Consider the following 22323-nt stretch of genomic DNA (forward strand, 5'->3'; position numbering starts at 1 on the left):
TCGCAAATATATATAATCAATTACAAACATACTAAAATATTACAAACCTGTCACTATCGTGACAATAATATTTATAGATAATTTCTTTTTTTGCTACTATGACTAAGGAAAACGGAAATAATAAAATAAATTTAGACGATACAGGTAAAGTATTTTTACTTGATAAATTTGTATGCAATTTTATTTCCAATAATTGGATTGACCCGAAAAAATCAATAAATAAACAAAGTAAAGATTTAGGAGTCCATAGGCATATTATCACGAAGATAAGAGATGTCGATGGCTATAGAATTCCTATGTCAACACTAGCAATTATGTGCTTTTATAAAAAGATTTCTCTTTCCGATTTCTTTAAAATTATTGAAGAAAAGCACGGTTCAAAAATCAATGACGATTTTGTATCCAAATCTAAAAGCACGAATAATATTTAACAGCTACGTTTTTAATCTCAATAAGCATTCTCTATCACAAAAGATAGTGCTAAAAACACGTATTTATACGCATACATTTTCATCAGAAAATGAAGTATTTTGCAATCTTTAATCAAGGTTACGGAAAACCGTAAAAAAAGAAAAAAGCTGTTTTGTAGTTTTGGTTCTTAAACACTGGAATTAAAACCTAGACGCAAAAGACATGCATTGGAAATCAAAAAATAAAATTCAAAGGGAGACCACAAAATTGTATCTAACGGAACTAAAGGGCGATGAGAAAATGGCCCGTGAGATTCGACTACAGTTAGGAAAGAAAGAATATGTTTTACTCGATTTAGAAACTGAATTTCCTGCAAAAATTGAATATATAAGTCTCAGCAATGGAGGTTTTAATTATACGCCAGGGCAGGGAGATCAAATTATAATCTACGGGAAAAGCAAAGTTCTTAAAATCCTGGAAAATTCAAAAAAGTCTGATATAATAAATTCACAGACCGTGGATGAATTAATCTCCATGATTAACGAAATGACAAACTTAGCATTTTCATAGAAACATCTGATTTACCGCTTCTTACTTATTAAAACCCAATGTATTTTTTTTGTAAATTCGTTTATTGGTTATTAGAACCCAGTGTTCATTACTGCCAGAATCTAGGCTTTGAAACGTAGTTTATTTAGAAAGGAGATTATATGAATAGAGATAATGCTGTACTCATTATTTTCGGTGTTTTAGCACTAATTATAGGAATTGCCCTTAAACTTTTTATTGGCAGAAGGAGATTCTATCGTCGAAATTCTTTGGGAGGAGAAGGTTTTAAAAATTATAGAAGTTCCCTGCTGACCCCTTTTTGGGAGAATCTGCTAACCCTTGCAGGCGGTCTTCTTATCTTTCTAGGAATAATAGCTCTTGCATTTGCTAAGTGGATGCTCTAATAACAACTAAACGACAACTTATGAAGTTTCAAATAATTGATGAAAATAACCTGGGTAATAAAAGGTTTGTAGTAAAGATTCAGCTTTTGCCTGAAAACATGACTGAAGCAAATTCAATTCGTAATATAGAAGCAGGCACTGCTGACGATAACGAACGAGTAACTGTAACTAACTTTCTGCACTTTGTCCTATCACAAAAAAATTATTCTCCTATAGGATCACTCGACCAGCAGGGAGAAATTTTCACAATTAGTGCTTTCAAAAATTAGAAAGTATCTGCGAATATAAAATCGTGAATTCATATTTAAATTTTATTCATTCCAATAAAAACATACATCAAAATAATGGCTAATAATTTGACACTAGATAAAACACTGGATTTCTTCAGAGCATTCAAAGGCGATGAAATTACATTTGAAACCTCACATTGCGGGAACTATACGGATTTACATTCTGAAATACATGGGGTCGGGCCTACATCACTAAGAGTAAAAGTCAACCCTAGCTATATAAATCCTGATTGTGTAGATAAAGACAACATGATGGACGTTTCTATTGATTCAATTAGAACGGTTCTGAGTAAAAACACTCCCATTGAACTATATGAGATAGATGGCAAAATAGAGACATTACGTGGGTTTATCTTAAAGAATAAAATGTATTTTACACCTTCAGAGCAAATGGCTTTAGAAAATTTATTAAGAAAGATGGAGTTATTTTACAGTGAGGTTCTTCTTGAAGGAAATATAGATTCCGAAGAGGAAGAGAAAGAAATTGAAAGAAACAGATTCAAATCCTTATTCTTAAATTTATAATATAAACTATCCGCCAGTAAAGTAGCTTTAAGTTTTAAAGTAAGGCCGTTTTACTGCAAAATTTATTATGGAGGAGAAAACAAAGTATACTTACACCAGCAGTTTTCGTTTACAGGCGCAACGTTAACAGAAATATGGAAGTATTCACGCAAAACATTGAGCAGGTTATTCTTGAACACTTTGATAAGGCAAAGAGTTCAATAACAATTGTTGTCGCTTGGTTTACCAATAAAAGAATAATATCAAAATTAATTGATTTAAAGAAATTCAAAAATCTGGATATTCAGATTTTGGTTGATAACAATGATGTCAACCAAAAGTACTTCTTTGATTTACATCTGGACAATCTTGAAGAAAGCGGGATTGAGGTGAGGCGTCAGCACATTTCAAAATTTAACCACAACAAGTTTTCGATTATAGACAACGAGACATTTATTACAGGATCCTACAATTATACAAATAAGGCCAATCAAAATTTTGAAAATATCGTTGTTGAAACAGATACCCGCATTGCAGGCTTCTATACGAGAATTTTTAAATTCTTTACCGATAAAAATTACATTGATCCAAATGTAGAAGTGCTGTCTGAAAATTTTGAGTTTGCTAACAAACTCATATCAACGTACTATCCTTTTTCTCAAAAATTATTTTTGAAGTTAAAAGACCAAATTAATTTGGGCTATTGCTTTACTCATGAAAATGGCCTTTACAACGAAATAAGTTATGAGCCTGGTCTGATCTTCAACCCAAAATTTAAGCTACACAAAGAACTAATTTACACGATTAGTGATAAAAAGTCTAAAGGGTATCCAGATTTGGATTCCAATTTATCCCAGGAATTTAATCTGCCTATCACAAAAGAACTTATTCTAAATTATCAATTAAGCGAGATCAATAACTTCAATTATCAAACTCTTCAGGAAATTGCTAATTTCGACAGCGAAAAAATTGACTACGAAAGTTTTGCCAATGACGTTGAAAGCAATGAAATTGCGCTCACGAATTATTATACAAGAAAATTCAAAACCATCTATACCAGCCAGGAACTTCGCGAGATATTACTAAAGAATATTAACATTGTAATTGAAGATTATATCTGGATAAATAATTTCGCACCTTTTTTGAATGAAACTACCATTGAAAATATTTATAAGAAAGAAAATTGATGTTAAGTGAGTGAGCAGCTATCTGAATCAAGGATGTTAGTGGCCGCATTATCGGAGCCCAAAGAAATTTTTGATGTACTAAAGGCAGTTTTTCCAATATTGAATGATAATAACTTATAGATAATAAATAAATAATATATACACTAACTGGCATACGTCATAAAACCTCTACAACTATATATGGAAAATCAATCCCCCTGGTTAAAAGTGCTGTCTCATTTTGACGGCAAAGGCTATTTCAGCAATGGCCTGACTATTCCTTTTCTGCTTGGAGCAACGTCAATAATTTCACCGGAAGATGAGATAATGTCTGTGGAAGAATTTGTATCTGAAATTATTGATGAATCCCTGCCGATAAAAATTTCAATCCAGAGCTGCGGGAATATAGGAGAGTATGTAATCGGTATTTTCGATAAAGAATCGCCAGCTGAACTTTACACAAATTTTGGAAACCTCTATATAACAGACAATTCATTTTCTAAAATAGATACTATTGATACAATTAGAAAAGTGCTGGTAGATGATTACCAAAATAAGATTGATGATGGCTTATTTTCAATCAACGACCGAGAATGGGGAAATTATTCCCAAAAGGACAAGGACCGCCTGGCAGAATTGAAATAAGTACTATTTACTTCCACCTTAAAAAACAAAAATATAATTATGACGATAGAAGAAAAATATGATCAGGATCTGCACGGAGGAAAAGAAATCGATGGACTTTTAAGATATAATGGTCACTACAGGGGAAAAGAAGATGACGGCTCTACCACCGTGAAATTTGACAATGGAAATTTTTATGTCATTGAAGATGGAAAAATTACCCAGCATATCGACGGCAAGGATGAATACTTTATAAATGATCATATTGTAGATGCAATTTATAAATTCATTGATTTGAACCCCCTGATGTCGAAAAATTACACCTACAGTGACTATAACGCACAAGACGAGATCGATTTTTATACAAAAGAGAAAACGTCAGCCACGGACAGCCGTGGCAGGTTGATCAGACTTGTAATAAATCGGGAATCAAAAAATATTGAAATCTCAAACATCCTGATAGATCCCAGCCTGCAGCATAAGGGCTTTGGGAAAAAAATTATAAGGGAAATATTCATCATAGCCTCCAAACATAATTACAGGCTGTTTTTAGTTCAAATGGTGCCTGGATTTTATAAGCGGATGGTCAACAGAGGAGCTGAAATTATAGAGTTTGAAGAAATCGTTGAAATTACAGCCGCTACATCCTTAGAAGACAAAAAGTAGAACCAGTTCAAAACAGGCAATAAATACATTATGAAAGTACAATTTACAAAGAAACTTACCCAGAATAATTTCCCGGAAATGAAGTTGGCGCTCAAAGAAAGACCAGACAACCTGAAAGTTGAATCTTTGAGCAATGAGAAAAAAATAGTCCTGGAAAAATTCCAACACAAACAGCATCTCTTAACACAAATTGGTGATTTCACAAATCTTAGTGAAATGGCTGCTGAGACCAGAAAACTCTGGCGTCCAAACCAAACATTAAAAGTATTCTTTTTTGGCAGCGATAAGGCAAGAGACCAGAGAGTACTCCAGTACGCCTCGATCTGGAGCGAGCACTGCAGCATAAAATTTGAAAGAACAGATAATAGAGATGAAGCTCAAATAAGGGTTGGCTACGATGCGACGGGAAGCTGGTCCTATATTGGCACAGATGCACTGGGTGTTGATAAACATAAAGCAACCATAAATTTTGGGTGGCTCAGCGACAGCCTGCCGGAGCCTGAATATAAGCAGGTCGTACTACATGAATTCGGACATGCATTAGGACTGATCCACGAGCACCAAAGCCCGGATATAAAAATGGACTGGGACAAAAATGTAGTGTATAATTATTATGCTTTTACACATGGCTGGTCAAAAGCAGATGTTGATAAAAATGTTTTTCAGGAATATGATAAAACCACAATCCGATATTCCGAAGTGGATAGAGATTCCATAATGGGATATTATCTTCCGCCAGAATTTACAAAAAACAAACAATCATTTCCTTTTAATTATGATCTTTCCGCAACAGATAAAAAATATATAGGTGAGCTGTACCCTGAATTGCTCCATTCATAAGATGAAAACAAGATATACAAATTTTAGTTTATACATGGTCAAGAAAATAATATGGAAAATCTGAACAAACTTCATGATTTGACCCTAAAAATTAAATCAATAATCCGTACCGTTGAATTTAGGGAAAATGATGTCCGTAAGGCATACTTTGAGAACCTGTACTCCATTATCAACGAGTTTTATCATGGCAAAATATTCTTTAAGATCAGCCAGGAAATAAAAAACAGAACCATAAAATTTGATTCAAGCATTTTGGAACTGCAGCCTCACGTAACTAGAATTTATGAAATAGCTGATCATGAGCTGCTTTCAGGGGCTTACCATAATGAGTTAAACAGAAAGCTGTTTGTAGATACATTTACCAATTTTGAAACAACACTCTCATTTTGTTTTGAAGATATTGTTACGGATGCAGATTTAGAAGGTATGGTAAAGGACTTAAATTCTAAAATCCTCAGATTATGTCAAAATTTGCCAGATGAAGAAAAAATGCACCTATTATCTGAATTAAAGAAAAACACCTTTATTCCCCTTTCCAGAAAATTCAGATATCTATCCAAGCTTAATAAGGATTGCTATCCTGAAGATGCAAAGAGCGATTTAGAATTTATCGAGTTCTGTTCAAAGCTCAGAAACTGCGTTTCCCATTCAGCAGGCTATTATAAGGGGAAAGATTATGTTTACAAGTTTGATCGCATTACCTTTATTTTTAAGAACGGTGAATTTTTGGAAATGCAAGGAGAGAATGATTATGTCTTTCTAAAAATCAATGAACGTCTGACCAATATAATGTATGCACTTTGCAACTGCCTGAAACATGTTGACTTTATAAAATATCCTGACGATGGATTTTAGATTATTAATTCATCTTCATTCACCAAAAGTTAAAACCAAAACTTTTGCCTAACGTCATGCAACTATCCTAAATAAATGATAAATGAACAGTTTAGATAAGATTTACAACCATACTTTTACATTGGAAATTGGAGATGACCTAACCCTGAAGGATATCGACAAAGAGAATTATACCGAATTGGAATATTACGTAAATAATACCCAATTTTATTTTGTCCACTTTTTATCACTTCTATCCCAGCTGGATAATGCCGTGGGACTTTTAAATAATTTCGGCTATAATAAAAAAAATACGATAAGCAGAGGCGATCATCTAACTTACAATGTAGAAAATTATATGATCAGGGTTGTATCTGTAACTGACAGGCTGCTTCAATTTATAAATATGGCATACTATCTTAAAATTGACGAGAGCAAAGTCAATTATAAGAAAATCATTGGTAATCCAAGAATAAAAGATTCAACACTTGAAACTTTGTACTTGGAACTTAAACAAATTCTAAACCATTATTACAACGACAGAAATTCAGTGGTTCATAGACATTCCTACGCTAATAAAGAGCTTTATAGACTGCAAACTTTGTATCATACGACGTTAACAGAACGTTACATAGAAAGGAACTCAGCTGAAGAGGTCAAGAAATTAAAATATGTACGATCTCAGGCATTAAAAAAGTTTACAGAAAAAGTAAAATTGCAGTTCGCGGAAAATAATGAGGCGTGCTTTGGAATAATTTTGCGGATGTTAGACACATTACATCAAGAGTATAATTCTAACAAGGAAAAATTATAATCCCTGCAAAGCCGACAAGGTAAAAATTATCCGCTAAAATCTTCCTTCTTTAATTCTTCAATAAAATATTTAGGCGTTATTCCAGTATCGGCTACAAAGGCCTTTACAAACCTTCTGGTACTGCTGAATCCCGCTTCATCAGCGAGTGCCTCATGGGTATAATTCTGCAGATTTTTTTCCTTACGAATCCTCTTGGCAATATTATCTATTTTAAGGCTATTAATATATTCATTGAATTTTTTATTTCTGTGACGAACAATTATTAGTGATAAATATTTAGTGTTGGTCTTGAAGTAGCTTGCCAGCTTAGTAAGATTAAGATCCTTTTCAAGGAACTTTTTACTATTTTCAAATTTCTTCAAACTGTTTAAAACTGCGTCTTCGGCATCTTTGCTCATTGAAAAATCGTGCTCATCTATCTTATTGTCTTTACTCTTTTCTGAGTTTTCAATTTTTTGCAACAATTCTTCATACTTAATCCTAGCCTCCTTCTTATTTTTAAAATAATTAACTATCCCGTATACTATGACAATGAACATTACTCCAATGATAGAAAACAATATCTGATTCTTATAGCTCTGCCGATCCAGCCTTCCCTTAAGCGTACGCTGAACAGCCAGCAACTCTTTAGTTTCATATTCCTTACGGATTTTTCCTTGAAGATAGGTATAGGTATGATGCAGTTTCTTATCTATTTCAAGTAATTTCTCAACATAATGTAACTGCAACTTGATCATATTTTTGTCCTTGTAATAAGTAATCATAAACTCATATGCTTCCCTCAGGTCAGGACGCATAAAATCCCGTTTCATATAGATTTGGTCAACTTTTTTAAAGTATCTCAGAGCCTTTTCCTTATTGTTTAATCCCCAGTAACATTTTCCAATATAAAAGTATCCCACCATTTCATTGGAAAAGTCCTTATTGTCCAGAATGTTTGGCAATGCATCTTGCAGCTTTTCAATGCCTATGGCATAATTGCGGATCAGGCATTGGTTGACTCCTTCTGAAAATATGAAGTAGGACTGCATGTCGAGGTTTCCGGTTTTGATTCCTTCACTTATACCTATTTCATTTGTAGCAGTACAAAGCCCATGATTGCCAACCATTTTATAGCAGACTCCCAATGCATGCAGAGAGTTTAAGTATGCCCTGACATTGGAATCTTTAAAGTAGCTGATGCACTCTTTAAAAAGTGCGATCGCTTCGTTATAATATCCCAAATAAAGTTTTATCTGCCCAATTTGATATTTGGTTTTGTGAATGAGGTATGGATCATTTGTTTTTTTTATGTAGTAGTCGGCGACTAAGTAAATATCCATTGCCTCTTTGAGACGTTTTTGACTATAGTAAGCAACGCCTTTTGACAGGTATGCTGATCCTATAATTTCATCGTTGTTTGATTTTTTAGCTGCCCAAACCATACTATCGGCGTAGATAAGTTTTGACTGGTCTGGGGCATAGTAGATATAGTTCTTATAGCCATTGGAAAGTTCCTCCCAGTTTTCCTCCGACTTGGCCTTTATTAGAAATGAGATCAGGTATACTGATCTAGCACCATCACTTATACTACCATCTTCGATACGATCAAATATATAGTCGAAATCCTTACTCTTTAACGAATCAGGAATTTGAATCATATGCTTTTGTGCGTGTATACAATAACTAAAGCATAAAGATATTGCAAGGAAATATCTTACAATCATAGATTAGATTTAAGCTATTTTCATTGGTAGGAACCCCCATTTAATACAATAAGTATGAAAGTGAGAGTTGGGGCAAACGAAATAGTGATGAATATATCAAATATACTATAAAAACAGGAAAAACCTACAAAGCGGACACAAAAAAGCTGTGTCGATTTTCTGAAAAACGATAGTAAAAATACTGTAAATGTCCAGACAACCATTTGTCAATGTTGCATTTAGCAAATAGTTTTGCTCTGAATTCAAAAGCAAAGTCTGGCTTAAAACCAGCACCGTTCTGCTTTCCCTCGAGGTGAAAAATGAACTGACGAAAAAAAAAGTAATCAGTCACATTTAACACTAGTACACATGAAAAATTTAAAAGTATTGTTGGCAATCCTGCCATTATTCACTGTTGCCTGTTCAGATGATTATACAGATGATTATACAGATGATTATACAGATGATTTTACAGGTAAGACTACGGAAATTGCGTATCGAAATGAAAGTGCAAAAAAATCAGGCATTGGACCTGGTAATCCAGCGAATCCCTTCGATACCGCAGGAAGTATGCATAATGAAATCCTAGAGATTATCGGCGATACCGACTTTAACTCCCAGTCTATTGAAGAGATAGCTATTTTAATTGATTCGGTTTCAGATGCCCACCCTGAGCTGATGCCATTATCCAGCGATTATAATTTGTCCGGAAGACTGTCAGAAATCACATGGATAGTAAGTAACGAAAATGCTATTACCGATGTGCTGACAGCATGTACAATGGGAGTAAGTGCCAAGGCAAACTTTATAACATTTGTAAATAACCTCCCTTTAGTTGCTAATGATCCATATGATGATATCCATTCGGTTATTGTTTCCTATGAGGCAGGCGTTCTTGCCAATACTGGATTCTCTGATGAGGATAAACGTATAATCCTAACTGCTACTTCAGTTGCCCGATATACAGCCTATGAGAAGAAAAGAAAAGACAAAGACTGGGAGACCAACGTTACCAGTATAGCTGCGACGGTTAGCGGTGCAGAGCAAAACCTGATTCTGGGGCTAAAAATGGCATTAACCGTCGAGATATATCAAAGCAACGACCCTACTCTGTGAACTGGATTATTGTTCTGCTGGAACGTTATGAGCGAACTGTTGCTATAGCTTCAGGATTTCTGCTCATAACATTGAATGTAGGTAGCCTTTATTTCATCATAGATCTTCTGAGCTATGATGAAATGGTGGGTTATCTCGCTGACGGGGGACTTAAGAGTTCCGATCCACATGACTTTGTGTATGTTTTTCTAATTCCTGCACTATGCAATATCCTATTTGTTTTTACTGCTCTGTGCGCATGTTGTACTAAAAGCTGACTAAGCGATGAAACGCTTTGAGCGGCATTTTATTAATATAAAACACTAACATTTTGGACACCTTAAAAAATAGACGCTGGCAAAAGGAATTAAAAGTCTATCATCTTATAGATTTTAAATCTTTTAAGGCACGCAAAACCCTGATGAATCCAGACTGGTTTTCTCTCCTTGTGATAGTATCCGGCACAATATATTTTATGGATGGTCCATCAACGGTCCGTCTTTCCCAAGGAGATATGTACGCAGTTCCCAGTACGGCTGAAGTCATTAGACAGACACCGTCGCTAAAGGTCAGCTTTATCTCCTGTAAAAAGGATTTTGCCATTACCAACAGGTTCTCAAAATCCGGTATCGGTTACATAGAGATTCTTACCAGCTATTCACCTTTTGTAATTTCGCTTACACAGGCTGAAATAATTTATCTGATAGAGGTTGTTGGATTTCTTAAGAAAAAAATTAGTAGCAGGGATAGTATTTTTCAGGAAGAAATGGTACTGCTTTATTTCAATCTTATCCTTTATGAATTCAGCGGGATATGCTACAAGCATGGTGAAAATATAATTGATGTTTACTGCCGCACTGAAAAAATTAGTACGCGCTTTCTGGCACTTGTGCAGCAGCATTGCAGACTACGCCATGATGTAAGCTTTTATGCGGACGCTTTATTTGTCAGCAAGGGGCACTTGGGTAAGGCTGTACGGAATGCTATCGGAATGTCTGCCAAACATTATATTGAAATGGCAATTATATCTGAAGCGTACACACTACTGGCAGATGTTAACCTTACCATTACCCAGATCGGTGAGCACTTAAATTTTAGAAATCCCCAATCTTTCAGCCATTTTTTTAAAAAACATACCAAATTAACGCCGACCCAATACCGCTTAAACCTAAAATTTTAATCCGTTCTTTTAATCCAACTGTAAATCTACTGAACCGTAATATCTTTTCATAATTGGTTTTGCTTGTGAATAGCCCCATCTTAATCGTATAGCATGATTTGTACAGTAAGCACAGTAATGTTTATATAGTCCATAAGTTTTTTTGAAAGGTATTACATTAAAACCATATGAGCTATGAAACCACTGAGTACAATTATTTCCGAAATCCATAGTAAGGAAGATCAAATTTCGCGGGAAACCTCCCATCTGATTGATGAGGCTTATCAAATGACACTGTATTTGAATGAGATGCTGCATACAACCAGAGAACAAATCTTAAAAGAGGGCTTCGCAAATGAAGCCGACGAGATACAATTTTTCCGTGACATTAAGCCCTATATTTTAGGACAACTGATGTATTATAATAAAGTATTCAGAATTGAAACCATCTGTCCGGTAAAGAACGGCAGGATGTACCAGAAATTTTTCATGAACCAGCTTCAGTCACTTAAACAGGAGTTTAAAGAAGATGTCTGCGGCTGTCACTTTTATCGCTATTACAGATCAGGGAGAATAGACCGAGATGAGGAATATTTTTTGAGAGGAAAAATTAATTACAGGGACGGACTCAACAGTTACGTTTTTGAAATCGACCACCAGTTTTCTACATACTACGATTCTAAAGTTGCCAGGATTATGGCCAACGAATTAATTTATACCTATCTGATAACGAAGATAAATCCTGAGGAACATTCAGGTTCTGTGCTGAATAATCATGAGTCAACTAAAGATATTTTTTGGACCGACTCTAAAAATGCACTCATCGAACTCATTTATGCGCTCTACGCTTCGGGAGTAATATCTCATGGAAAAATTGGTATTCGCAAAATTACTCTTGTATTTCAAATACTTTTTCGTGTACCGCTTGGAGATATTCATCATTCATTTCATCGCATGAAAGATAGGGCCTCCAATCGTACCTTATTCCTGGACCAGCTCAAATCTTCCCTTGAGCAGTATATGGATAAGGAGCTGTAGGTTTTATATCAGCCCCTGTTACTTAAAGCAGTGCCGACAGCACTGCTTTTTTATTGCCCATGTCTGCCCATTGGCAAAAGGCAAAACCCTTACTTATCGTAATGAACGCTCAATCCCAGACTTCGATATCCCACCATTTTATAGAACGATTTGCTAAAAAAATCTTCCTTGCCAATGGGCAAGACTTGGCAGAAAATAATTTTTTCATGTGTCAATTTTGTGGTGTTAAACCAAAAGTAGCGGTTATGAATATCGATAGAATGGAATTCACGGCGTGGATGGACCGAATCATGGAGAGATTCGACATCCTTATGGATGTGGTAAACACAAGTAAGAATCAGCGTACTGCTGTTGATGGAGAAGAGTTACTGGACAGTCAGGATGTCCTTCAGATGCTCAAGATAAGTGCACGATCATTGCAAAGATACCGCTCGTCAGGCAAGCTACCATATTATACAATCAGCGGAAAAATTTATTATAAGCTCTCAGATATACATCAGTTGGTCAGGGAAAGCTTTACGGCCCCGGTGCCTAAAAGAAAGCCAGCAAGTGACAAATAAGGCCATCGGATGCCAGTTAACACCAGATAGCAAAGACCTCTTTTACTTTCGGGATTAAATTTAAAAATTTTAAACTATGAGTGAACAAATTTCAGAAAAAACAGAGTCTCCCGAACAAATATCGGAGATATTATTGGTGCTGGATAAAGAGAAAATGAAAATTATGGCTGTAAAGGGCATTGATGAAAATGGAAAACTGGAAACCATTGAACCTTCAAAGAAAAACCAGAACCAATTCATGCGTGTCGATAAGCAAGGGGATTTATTTTCCAACTTCTTTTCCAATTTTTTCAGCCAGCTTAAGAACCCCACCAATTTTTCCTTCTTTAAAATTCCTGCACCACTGAGTATTAAGTTGGCAAAAGAAATGCAAAAACAGGTAGATCAACCAAGTCCTGAAGGTGATAAGTTGATGAAGCAGCACGAAGTGAAGACACCACAAGAGAATCATAAACAAGAAAATAAAAATAATATGGAAACAACGCAGAGCACACCGGACACAAGTGAGTATAAATACAAACCGGAACAGATTGATTGGGAAACCATGAACAACTTGGGATTAAGTAAAGAGAAGCTTGAAAAAATGAACCTGCTCGATCCGCTACTTAAAGGTTACAAAACAAATGAGCTTGTACCTGTAAGCCTAAATCTGGGAACCGCCGTTACAAGAATGGATGCCCGATTATCCCTGCAATCGAGTGACGACGGACAGGTAGTAGTTGCCATTCACGGAATTCGAAAAGAGCCCAACCTGAACTTTGAGTTTTTTGGGCATAGCTTCAGTCAGGCAGACAAGAACAACCTGCTAGAAACAGGAAATATGGGGCGTGTAGTTAATCTTGTCAATATAAAAAATCCAAACGAGACCATTCCTTCCATTATAAGTGTGGACAGACTTACCAATGAACTGGTGGCATTACGTACTGAGTTTATAAAAATCCCTGATGAGCTCAAAGGTGTAAAACTTAATGATGAGCAGAAGCAAACCTTAATGGAGGGCAAGCCACTTTATTTAGAAGGAATGACTTCCAAGAAAGGAACTCAGTTCGATGCAACCGTACAATTCAATGCCGACAAGCGTTTTGTAGAGTTCCAGTTCGACGGGAGCAACACCAACAAACAAACACAGGACAATCAGCAAAACCAATCGCAGGAAGTTCCGAAAACTTTCAGGGACAAAGAGCTGGATAAAGAGCAATACCAAAAGTTCAAAGATGGGCAGACGGTTTATGTAAGTGGCTTGGTTGATAAGAAGGGAAAGGAATATAATGGTTATATCACTTTCAACAAGCAAACCAATAAAACGGATTTCTCTTTCCAAAATCCGGACAAGATTAAGGAACAGGCAAAACCTACTGAAGCACATAAAACGCAGACGGCGGTCAATTCAGAAGGCAAAACCAATGAGGCAACCAAGAAAATCAAAGAGCCCTTGGAATCTGGTCAAACAAATCCCAACAGCAGAAAGCAACAGGAACAACAGGAAGCACCCGACGCACCTGCTAAATCGAAAGGACGTAAAATGTAAAATGTATGAAAACAATAATTGCAGAAAAACCAAGCGTAGCCAGGGAAATAGCCGGCTTGTTGGGAGCATCCGAGAAAAAGGAAGGCTACCTGACAGGTAACGGCTATTTTGTTACTTGGGCACTGGGCCATCTAATAGGATTGGGAATGCCCGAAGATTACGGGATCACGGGATTTAATAAAGCATCACTGCCCATACTCCCAAACCCTTTTTTACTGACCGTCCGAAAAGTCAAAAAAGATAAAGCCTATACTGCCGATACAAGTGCATTAAAACAACTGAAAATCATTGAACAGCTCTTTAACAACAGCAATAGTATTATCGTAGCCACAGATGCAGGACGTGAGGGCGAACTTATTTTCAGGTACATTTATGAATACCTAAAATGTAGCAGACCCTTTGAAAGGCTCTGGATAAGCTCGCTTACTGAAAAAGCCATTAAACAAGGTTTTGATAATCTCAAAGACGGGAAAGAATTTGAAGGATTATATCAGGCTGCACAAGGCAGAAGCCGTGCCGACTGGCTCGTAGGTATCAATGCTACACAAGCACTCTCCATTGCAGCAGCCAATGGGGTTTATTCACTCGGAAGAGTGCAGACACCTACACTGGCTTTAGTATGCAAACGCTATTTGGATAACAGGAGTTTCTCAATAAAGAATTATTGGCAGATACAGTTGTCACATAACAAAGAGCTGATAGATTTTAAAAGTATCTCAAAAATCAAATGGGAAGACCGTAAACTTGCCGGTGATGCGCTGAAAGCCATTCAGCGAAGTGAAACGGCAATAGTTACATCGGCAGAAACCAAAAGCGTTACGGAGCAACCTCCTTTATTGTTCAACCTTACTGGCTTGCAGAAAGAAGCCAACAAAAAATTGAATCTTTCTGCCGAAGAAACACTCAATATTTCTCAAAGCCTTTACGAACAAAAGTTTATCACATACCCGCGTACCGGAAGCAAATACATTCCTGAGGATATGTGGGCAGAAATTCCCATCCTTGTAAGAGCTTTGCAAAACAGGGAAAACATTAAAAAAGCAGTATCTCAAGTGAAATGGGGTCGTTTTAATAAACGTATCGTGAACGATTTGCTTGTTACGGACCATCATGGATTATTGATTACTGATAAAATCCCATCAGCCCTGAATGCAAAGGAAAATGCGGTTTATGATATGATTGCCTTTCGATTACTCGAAGCCATTTCACAAGCTTGTATCAAAGAGTTAACGGATGTCGGTCTACAGGTATTGCATTATGATTTTACCGCAAAAGGCTGTAAGATTGTAGAAGCGGGCTGGCGTTCCATTAAAGGCAGTTTCTCCGATGATGATACAGAACCAGTACAGGATTTACCCTTGGTGATAAAGGGGGATGATCTCAAAATAAAAGAAGCTTCCGTTTTGGAAAAGAAAACCAAACCGCCTGCGCTTTACACCGAAGCAGGCCTTTTGTCGGCTATGGAAAATGCCGGCAAAGAAATTGAAAATGCAGACGAACGCAAAGTCTTGCAGAATATTGGTATCGGTACCCCGGCGACAAGAGCTGCGATAATTGAAACGTTGTTTACCCGTAATTATATCCAAAGGGATAAGAAATCCTTGATACCAACAGAAAAAGGACTGCAGGTATACGAATTGGTCAAAGACAAAAAAATAGCAGATGTGACAATGACCGCCCAGTGGGAACTCGCATTGCAGAAAATCGAAAACAACGAATCAGATGCCGGAACATTTCAAAAGGAAATGGAAAATTACGCTTCATCTATTACCTGTGAATTGTTGCAAACTTCCATTGCACAAAATAACCTGCCAACACTCATCTGCCCGAAATGTAAAAGCCACGGGCTCATTATACGTGACAAAATTGTGAAGTGTCCCGATGAAGCTTGCAGCTGGGTACAGTTCCGCAATGTCTGCGGCGTGCAAATCGGTATAGACAATATTGAAAGCCTTGTCAGGAAGGGGAAGACTTCACTCATCAAAGGGATGAAAAGCAAGGCAGGAAAGATGTTTGATGCGTACATCGTTCTGAACAATAATGTCGAAACTTCCTTTGAGTTTGCCAAAAATAAAAGCTATAAAAAGTAATAGAAAGTAAGCCTACCAGTAGCACAATAGAAATCATGAACCAGATTATACCATACGTTAAAGAAAGCCATAATTTTAAATAGTCCTTAAAAACCTCTAAATATTCAGAGGTTTTTTTATTGTCCATCACGTCAAATCCTGCCTTACAAAGCCAAAGCATTCAACTTTAGAAAAGGCTCTTATCTAGTGCTATAATTTTAGGTTTCATGCCAATTCTAAACAAAATTATAGTATGGACACACAGCAAAAAGATCTATCGTATTTCAGATTACGACTACAGGAATTATTAAATACCAGCTTCCCCGAAAAAGCAAACGACCAAAAGTTTATTGAACAGCGTTCGTCATGGGCAGTTAATGCTTACCATGGCGCATTTAGTTCGGGAAATACTATTGTGCAATGCAATGAAATAGCAAATTATATCCTCTTTGAAAACCTGCATTTCTCCAGGTTTGACACTGTTTTTCAGGTTGTCTGCAATGAGTTTGATACCATTATGGCAGACGAGGAACTGAGACCATTTGCCCTTAAAATATTTCCTATCTGCCTGCAAGTTTTCTCCGGCTACGAGCTAACCGACGACTTCGCATACAGTTATGAGTTTGACCTGCTCTATACAGAAATAACAGGAGCCATAGAAATATGGATACAGGAAAATGGGCTTCAGTAAAAAGCAACATCTCCAACAGAACATTGATGCCCTGCGAATTGCTTTTAAACTGGAAAAGGAGAAACGACAAGCCACCGTAGGCGAAAGACTGCTACTGATGCAATACAGCGGATTTGGCGGTCTTAAATTCGTATTGAACCCCGTAGCAAATGAAATTGACATCAATAATTGGAGAAAAACCGAACACGATCTTTTTACACTCACTCGCGAACTCCACCAGCTACTAAAAGAAAATTCAGAAGACGAAAGGCAATACCGCAGGTATGTGGATAGTATGAAGAACTCCGTATTGACGGCTTTTTATACTCCTCCACAAGTTATACATTCCATTTCCGAAACCTTGCGTGAAAGCGGTCTGAAAATAGATAAATTCCTCGAACCCTCCGCGGGCATTGGCTCATTTATACAATCCTTTTCAGAAAACCAAAAATCAGATGTTACTGCTTATGAAAAAGATCTGCTCACGGGCAAGATTTTAAAACAGCTCTATCCCCACAGTAATATTCGTATTTCCGGCTTTGAGGAAATTCCCGAAAAGGAAAACAGCAGCTATGATATAATTGCCAGCAACATTCCTTTTGGCGATACTTCCGTTTTCGACCTTTCCTATTCCCGAAGTAAGGACAGTGCAAAAGTACAGTCAGCCCGAAGCATTCACAACTACTTTTTCCTGAAAGGTGCTGATATGCTCCGTGAGGGTGGTCTTCTGGCTTACATTACCTCGCAGGGCATTCTCAACAGCCCGAACAATGAGCCGATACGTAGGGCGCTCATGCAGGATAATAATCTGGTGTCAGTTGTTCGCTTGCCCAACAACCTGTTTACGGATTATGCCGGAACAGCAGTTGGCAGTGACTTAATTATCCTTCAAAAGAACAAAGCAAAACAAAGTTTGACCGAAAGAGAAGATCTGTTTTGCCAAAGCAATCGAACGGAGTACAACACACCGGGAAATGCACTCTTTCAGGACAGTACAAGGATTGTACATACCGACCGTAAATTAGATACCGATGCCTATGGGCAGCCTGCATTAGTCTATACGCATAAAGACGGCCTTGAGGGAATTGCCAAAGACTTGAAACAAATGCTTTCCGAAGATTTTAGAAAGCATCTGGATTTAGGGTTGTATAAAGGCGAACGCAGCGAAGAACCTACAAGAAAAATACCTACCGAAATAACCGTTGCACCTGCGATTGTCGAACCTGTGAACATTCAACAAAAACCGCTCTCTGTTCCAACTCCTGAAACCAATCGGGAAAGTCCGCAGGAATTAAAACAGTTAAGCATTTTTGACCTGTTTGAAAATATGGGCGAACCTGCGATTTTAACTGATCCGCCCAAAGGAACGCCCAAAGCTAAAAGACAAACCACTAAAAAGAATAGCCGTGCGATAGGTCGGCAAACCGACCTGTTCACTTCGATGCAGCAACCCAATACACCGGCACTTAAAAGTGCAAATACCTCAGCCGAAGATAAAAAACAGGAAGCTATCGACGACCTGTTTTCGACTGCCACTGGGAATAGTCATGCTGTTACGCAAGTTATTCCCAAACCTGCTCGGTATAGTGGCGAAATGCAATCGTTCCATCGCAACGACTGCCTTGCTGTAGATAATGGCTGGGTCGGTCACCTGCAAGATGTAGATGCATCAGGCGGTACAGCAGTTTTCCATCCTTTGCAGTTGCCGACCTTACAGAAAGCCAGAGCGGAAGCGTACATCAATATACGTGATGTTTACCAACAGCTCTACAATAAAGAGGCAACGTTTCAGACTGAACAAAAAGAAGAGAGGGAAAACCTTAACCGATTATACGATGCCTTTGTCAAAAGGTATGGCAGCCTTAATAGTGCCGATAATATCAAGCTCATTAAAACGGATAGCTCCGGCAAGGAAATCCCTTATTTGGAACGTGTCGTTGGTGGCGTTGTACACAAAGCCGATATATTCAGTCATCCTGTAAGTTTTTCAATCACAACCATTGCAACTGACAATCCCGATGAAGCATTAGCGGCTTCGCTGAACAAATACGGAAGCGTGGATTTGGACTATATGTCCGAAATCAGCAGTATGACCGATGATGCTTTGAAAGCAGCTTTACACGGTCGTATTTTCTACAATCCTCTACAACGGGAATATGAAATATCCGAACGCTGGATTGCTGGCAACGTAGTGGAGAAAGCCGAGGAGGTACGAACCTACCTCGAACGCAATCCCGATGATATCGAAGCCAAAGCAAGCCTTACGGTTTTGGAAGAAGCCCGACCAAGACGTATCGAATTTGAGGAACTCGATTTTAACCTCGGCGAACGCTGGATACCCACTGGCATTTATGCCCGTTTTGCTTCACATCTTTTTGATACGGATGTACTCGTTCATTACTCTGAAAGCTCTGATGACTTTTCAGTAAAGTGCGAACGTAAGAATTTGCATATATGGGAAAAATACGCTGTCAAAGCAGAAAGCCGGACGTTTGACGGGATTGCCCTGCTCAAACACGCCCTTGTCAATACCACGCCTGATATTACCAAGAAAATTAAGGTTGACGACCAAGAGGTCAAAGTGCGGGATATGGAAGCCATACAAATGGCGAACACCAAGATTGACGAAATCCGTACCGCTTTTACCGAGTGGCTACACGCCCAAAACGATGAGTTTAAAAACAGGCTGACCGACCAATACAACGACACTTTTAACTGCTTCGTCCGACCGAACTATGACGGAAGCCATCAGGACTTTCCGGGCTTAGACCGTAAGGCATTGGGCATTGAAGATTTGTATTCCAGCCAAAAGGACACGGTTTGGATGATAAAGCTGAACAACGGTGCTATCTGCGACCACGAAGTAGGTGCAGGAAAAACGTTGGTTATGTGTACGGCTGCACAGGAAATGAAGCGTTTGGGACTGGCACACAAACCGATGATTATCGGGCTGAAAAGCAATGTTCACGAAATTGCCGAAGCCTACCGCACTGCTTACCCACACGCTAAAATCCTATTTCCGGGTAAAGAGGATTTTACACCTCAAAAACGCCTACGGATTTTCGGGGATATTAAAAATAACGATTGGGATTGTGTAATCCTCACACACGACCAATTCGGAATGATACCACAATCGCCCGAAATACAAAAGGAAATACTCGAATTAGAATTGGACAGCGTAGAGCGAAACCTCGATGCATTGCAATCGCAAGGCAAGGAAGTTACCAGAGGTATGCTTGCCGGAGTAATCAAGCGGAAAGAAAACCTCGAAGGCAAACTCAAAACCCTGCAACACGATATTGAAAACCGCAAAGATGATGTGGTGGATTTTAAGATGATGGGCATAGACCATTTGTTTGTGGACGAAAGCCACCAATTCAAAAACCTGATGTTCAACACAAGGCATACAAGGGTTGCCGGCTTGGGCAATGTGGACGGCAGCCAAAAGGCATTGAACCTGCTTTTTGCTATCCGCACCATTCAGGAACGCATCAATGCGGATATGGGAGCAACTTTCCTTTCGGGAACGACCATAAGCAACTCATTGACGGAACTATATCTGCTGTTCAAATACCTGCGACCAAGAGCATTGGAAAAACAAGGCATTCATTCTTTTGATGCGTGGGCAGCTATTTATGCAAGGAAAACGACCGATTATGAATTTTCTGTTGCTAACAACATTGTAGCAAAAGAACGTTTCCGATACTTTATCAAAGTGCCGGAGCTGGCACAATTCTACTCGGAAATCACGGATTACCGAACGGCAAAAGATATAGGCATTGACCGCCCCAATAAGAACGAGGTATTGTATAACATACCGCCTACTCCAGACCAGGAAGAATTTATCAAAAAGCTAATGGAGTTTGCCAAAACAGGAAATGCTACCTTATTAGGAAGAGAACCTTTATCACAAAGCGAAGAAAAAGCAAAGATGCTTATCGCAACTGACTACGCCCGCAAAATGTCGCTGGACATGCGTATGGTAAGTAGCAGATATGAAGACCATCCCGATAACAAAGCTTCGCATTGTGCCGCAAACATTGCCAAGTATTACAGCCAATACCACGCACAGAAAGGAACGCAATTCGTTTTCTCCGATTTGGGAACATACAAGCCGGGCGAATGGAATGTGTACTCCGAAATCAAACGCAAACTCGTAGAAGACCACGGCGTACCTGCACACGAAGTCCGCTTTATACAGGAGGCAAAGAATGATAAGCAACGTAAGGAGCTTATCAAAGGAATGAACGAGGGTAGGATCCGTGTGCTGTTCGGTTCTACAAGTATGCTCGGAACAGGCGTAAATGCACAAAAAAGAGCCGTTGCCGTCCATCATCTAGATACACCGTGGCGACCGAGCGACCTTGCTCAACGTGATGGCAGGGCTGTGCGAAAAGGTAATGAGATAGCAAAATTCTTTGCCAATAATAATGTAGATGTGATCATCTATGCCGTAGAAAAATCACTGGATAGTTATAAGTTCAACCTGTTGTACAATAAACAGCTATTTATAGACCAGCTAAAAAATAACAACCTTGGCAAACGGACAATTGATGAGGGCAATATGGACGAAAAATCGGGATTGAACTTTTCGGAATATGTGGCGATCCTATCAGGGAATACAGACCTGTTGGATAAAGCCAAATTAGAAAAACAGGTTGCCGGATTGGAAAGCGAAAAACAGGCATTCAACCGTTCTAAATTCAGCGCCAAATACAAACTGCAAGACTTTACGGAATTGCTGGAAGGTGCGCAGTCCCGTTTTAACCGAATGAGCCTTGATTGGGAAAATCTTCAAGGGCGCTTACAAAAGCATTCAGACGGTACAATCGCAAATCCTGTGCAGTTGGACGGTTTACCACCCAATGGGGATATGAAACAAATCGGTGCAAAGCTCAACCAGCTTGCGGACAAAGCCCGTACCGGAGGTCAGTACGAAGAAATAGGAAGCCTGTACGGTTTTACCTTATTGGTCAAAACCGAAATGTCTGAAAAAGAGGGCGTGGATATAAAGGTAAACCGTTTTTTGGTACAAGGAGAGGGCAATATCAAATATACCTACAACAACGGTCTAATCGCCAAAGATGAAAAGCTGGCGGCTATGAACTTCCTTAATGCACTGGAGAAATTGCCCGGCTATATCGAGCAGGAGCAAAAGAAAATTGCGGAGATACAAAAAGACCTGCCAATTCTTCAGGAAGTGGTAAACAGTACGTGGTCTAAAGAAAGTCGATTGAGCGAACTCAAAACGGAACTGGCTGGCGTAGAACGGAAGATACTGTTATCTATCACTATCACGCCTGAGCCTAAAGAAGAACCTGCTGAACAGACCGAAAAACAGCAAGAAACTCCAAGTATTTCGGAAACCTTTGTACAAACAAAAGGTATTCATTTACCTCGTGGTGTATTGTAAACAA

At 38.3% G+C, this 22323-nt stretch carries 20 protein-coding genes; 19 read left to right on the forward strand and 1 reads right to left on the reverse strand.

What is annotated here, in order from left to right; all coding sequences use genetic code 11:
* The first annotated feature begins 98 nt into the window (after window positions 1–98).
* The 11 genes from H600_RS21695 to H600_RS0100405 all read left to right on the forward strand — a co-directional run bounded on the left by H600_RS21695 (window position 99) and on the right by H600_RS0100405 (window position 7102).
* Window positions 99–431, forward strand: coding sequence for a hypothetical protein (locus tag H600_RS21695; RefSeq protein WP_051234335.1), 333 nt, complete (start codon window positions 99–101; stop codon window positions 429–431).
* Window positions 432–633: 202 nt separating this feature from the next.
* Complete coding sequence (locus tag H600_RS0100360) at window positions 634–981, forward strand: hypothetical protein (protein ID WP_026726924.1); 348 nt, start codon at window positions 634–636, stop codon at window positions 979–981.
* A gap of 140 nt (window positions 982–1121) precedes the next feature.
* A complete protein-coding gene (locus tag H600_RS21700) occupies window positions 1122–1364 on the forward strand; it encodes a hypothetical protein (RefSeq protein ID WP_035108209.1) in 243 nt (80 codons plus the stop codon).
* 20 nt (window positions 1365–1384) lie between these two features.
* A complete protein-coding gene (locus tag H600_RS0100370) occupies window positions 1385–1633 on the forward strand; it encodes a hypothetical protein (RefSeq protein ID WP_124020479.1) in 249 nt (82 codons plus the stop codon).
* A gap of 75 nt (window positions 1634–1708) precedes the next feature.
* Complete coding sequence (locus H600_RS0100375) at window positions 1709–2179, forward strand: hypothetical protein (RefSeq protein WP_026726926.1); 471 nt, start codon at window positions 1709–1711, stop codon at window positions 2177–2179.
* Window positions 2180–2313: 134 nt separating this feature from the next.
* Window positions 2314–3345, forward strand: coding sequence for a phospholipase D-like domain-containing protein (locus H600_RS22440; protein ID WP_051234336.1), 1032 nt, complete (start codon window positions 2314–2316; stop codon window positions 3343–3345).
* 180 nt (window positions 3346–3525) lie between these two features.
* Window positions 3526–3969, forward strand: coding sequence for a hypothetical protein (locus H600_RS0100385; protein WP_026726927.1), 444 nt, complete (start codon window positions 3526–3528; stop codon window positions 3967–3969).
* A gap of 39 nt (window positions 3970–4008) precedes the next feature.
* Complete coding sequence (locus H600_RS0100390; protein WP_026726928.1) at window positions 4009–4614, forward strand: GNAT family N-acetyltransferase; 606 nt, start codon at window positions 4009–4011, stop codon at window positions 4612–4614.
* Window positions 4615–4644: 30 nt separating this feature from the next.
* Window positions 4645–5454 (forward strand): M12 family metallopeptidase, encoded by an 810-nt coding sequence (locus tag H600_RS0100395; protein ID WP_051234337.1) that lies wholly within the window; start codon window positions 4645–4647, stop codon window positions 5452–5454.
* A gap of 51 nt (window positions 5455–5505) precedes the next feature.
* Window positions 5506–6309, forward strand: a complete 804-nt coding sequence (locus H600_RS0100400) for a hypothetical protein (RefSeq protein WP_026726930.1) — start codon at window positions 5506–5508, stop codon at window positions 6307–6309.
* Window positions 6310–6391: 82 nt separating this feature from the next.
* On the forward strand, window positions 6392–7102 hold the full coding sequence (locus tag H600_RS0100405; RefSeq protein WP_026726931.1) for a Cthe_2314 family HEPN domain-containing protein: 711 nt from the start codon (window positions 6392–6394) through the stop codon (window positions 7100–7102).
* Window positions 7103–7128: 26 nt separating this feature from the next.
* Here the strand turns inward: H600_RS0100405 and H600_RS21710 are convergent, their stop codons facing one another.
* Window positions 7129–8742, reverse strand: a complete 1614-nt coding sequence (locus H600_RS21710; RefSeq protein WP_051234338.1) for a helix-turn-helix transcriptional regulator — start codon at window positions 8740–8742, stop codon at window positions 7129–7131.
* Between the two features lie 414 nt (window positions 8743–9156).
* Here H600_RS21710 and H600_RS0100420 point away from each other — a divergent pair, with 414 nt between their 5' ends.
* The 8 genes from H600_RS0100420 (at window position 9157) to H600_RS0100455 (ending at window position 22319) form a co-directional block, all read left to right on the forward strand.
* A complete protein-coding gene (locus H600_RS0100420) occupies window positions 9157–9903 on the forward strand; it encodes a hypothetical protein (protein ID WP_026726933.1) in 747 nt (248 codons plus the stop codon).
* 310 nt (window positions 9904–10213) lie between these two features.
* Window positions 10214–11062, forward strand: a complete 849-nt coding sequence (locus H600_RS22445; RefSeq protein WP_026726934.1) for a helix-turn-helix domain-containing protein — start codon at window positions 10214–10216, stop codon at window positions 11060–11062.
* Window positions 11063–11236: 174 nt separating this feature from the next.
* The gene (locus H600_RS0100430) at window positions 11237–12079 is read left to right on the forward strand and encodes an RteC domain-containing protein (RefSeq protein WP_026726935.1); all 843 of its coding nucleotides are present in this window, start codon (window positions 11237–11239) and stop codon (window positions 12077–12079) included.
* A 245-nt stretch (window positions 12080–12324) separates the two neighbouring features.
* Window positions 12325–12639 (forward strand): helix-turn-helix domain-containing protein, encoded by a 315-nt coding sequence (locus H600_RS0100435; RefSeq protein ID WP_026726936.1) that lies wholly within the window; start codon window positions 12325–12327, stop codon window positions 12637–12639.
* Between the two features lie 76 nt (window positions 12640–12715).
* The gene (locus H600_RS0100440; RefSeq protein WP_026726937.1) at window positions 12716–14167 is read left to right on the forward strand and encodes a DUF3945 domain-containing protein; all 1452 of its coding nucleotides are present in this window, start codon (window positions 12716–12718) and stop codon (window positions 14165–14167) included.
* A 5-nt stretch (window positions 14168–14172) separates the two neighbouring features.
* Window positions 14173–16257, forward strand: coding sequence for a type IA DNA topoisomerase (locus H600_RS0100445; RefSeq protein WP_026726938.1), 2085 nt, complete (start codon window positions 14173–14175; stop codon window positions 16255–16257).
* A 232-nt stretch (window positions 16258–16489) separates the two neighbouring features.
* Window positions 16490–16927, forward strand: a complete 438-nt coding sequence (locus H600_RS0100450; protein WP_026726939.1) for a DUF1896 domain-containing protein — start codon at window positions 16490–16492, stop codon at window positions 16925–16927.
* Window positions 16914–22319, forward strand: a complete 5406-nt coding sequence (locus tag H600_RS0100455) for an N-6 DNA methylase (protein ID WP_026726940.1) — start codon at window positions 16914–16916, stop codon at window positions 22317–22319. Before H600_RS0100450 ends, H600_RS0100455 begins: the two co-directional genes overlap by 14 nt.
* Window positions 22320–22323: the final 4 nt, after the last annotated feature.

The organism is Flavobacterium denitrificans DSM 15936, from assembly GCF_000425445.1.
Lineage (GTDB): Bacteria > Bacteroidota > Bacteroidia > Flavobacteriales > Flavobacteriaceae > Flavobacterium > Flavobacterium denitrificans.

Bases quoted from the DNA above. Each gene is read 5' to 3' on its own strand.
- H600_RS0100385 (WP_026726927.1), top strand. From the start codon at position 3,526: ATGGAAAATCAATCCCCCTGGTTAAAAGTGCTGTCTCATTTTGACGGC.
- H600_RS0100440 (WP_026726937.1), top strand. From the start codon at position 12,716: ATGAGTGAACAAATTTCAGAAAAAACAGAGTCTCCCGAACAAATATCG.
- H600_RS21695 (WP_051234335.1), top strand. From the start codon at position 99: ATGACTAAGGAAAACGGAAATAATAAAATAAATTTAGACGATACAGGT.
- H600_RS0100360 (WP_026726924.1), top strand. From the start codon at position 634: ATGCATTGGAAATCAAAAAATAAAATTCAAAGGGAGACCACAAAATTG.
- H600_RS0100390 (WP_026726928.1), top strand. From the start codon at position 4,009: ATGACGATAGAAGAAAAATATGATCAGGATCTGCACGGAGGAAAAGAA.
- H600_RS0100430 (WP_026726935.1), top strand. From the start codon at position 11,237: ATGAAACCACTGAGTACAATTATTTCCGAAATCCATAGTAAGGAAGAT.
- H600_RS0100375 (WP_026726926.1), top strand. From the start codon at position 1,709: ATGGCTAATAATTTGACACTAGATAAAACACTGGATTTCTTCAGAGCA.
- H600_RS0100450 (WP_026726939.1), top strand. From the start codon at position 16,490: ATGGACACACAGCAAAAAGATCTATCGTATTTCAGATTACGACTACAG.
- H600_RS0100455 (WP_026726940.1), top strand. From the start codon at position 16,914: ATGGGCTTCAGTAAAAAGCAACATCTCCAACAGAACATTGATGCCCTG.
- H600_RS0100435 (WP_026726936.1), top strand. From the start codon at position 12,325: ATGAATATCGATAGAATGGAATTCACGGCGTGGATGGACCGAATCATG.
- H600_RS0100445 (WP_026726938.1), top strand. From the start codon at position 14,173: ATGAAAACAATAATTGCAGAAAAACCAAGCGTAGCCAGGGAAATAGCC.
- H600_RS21700 (WP_035108209.1), top strand. From the start codon at position 1,122: ATGAATAGAGATAATGCTGTACTCATTATTTTCGGTGTTTTAGCACTA.
- H600_RS0100370 (WP_124020479.1), top strand. From the start codon at position 1,385: ATGAAGTTTCAAATAATTGATGAAAATAACCTGGGTAATAAAAGGTTT.
- H600_RS0100420 (WP_026726933.1), top strand. From the start codon at position 9,157: ATGAAAAATTTAAAAGTATTGTTGGCAATCCTGCCATTATTCACTGTT.
- H600_RS21710 (WP_051234338.1), bottom strand. From the start codon at position 8,742: ATGATTCAAATTCCTGATTCGTTAAAGAGTAAGGATTTCGACTATATA.
- H600_RS0100395 (WP_051234337.1), top strand. From the start codon at position 4,645: ATGAAAGTACAATTTACAAAGAAACTTACCCAGAATAATTTCCCGGAA.
- H600_RS22440 (WP_051234336.1), top strand. From the start codon at position 2,314: ATGGAAGTATTCACGCAAAACATTGAGCAGGTTATTCTTGAACACTTT.
- H600_RS0100405 (WP_026726931.1), top strand. From the start codon at position 6,392: ATGAACAGTTTAGATAAGATTTACAACCATACTTTTACATTGGAAATT.
- H600_RS0100400 (WP_026726930.1), top strand. From the start codon at position 5,506: ATGGAAAATCTGAACAAACTTCATGATTTGACCCTAAAAATTAAATCA.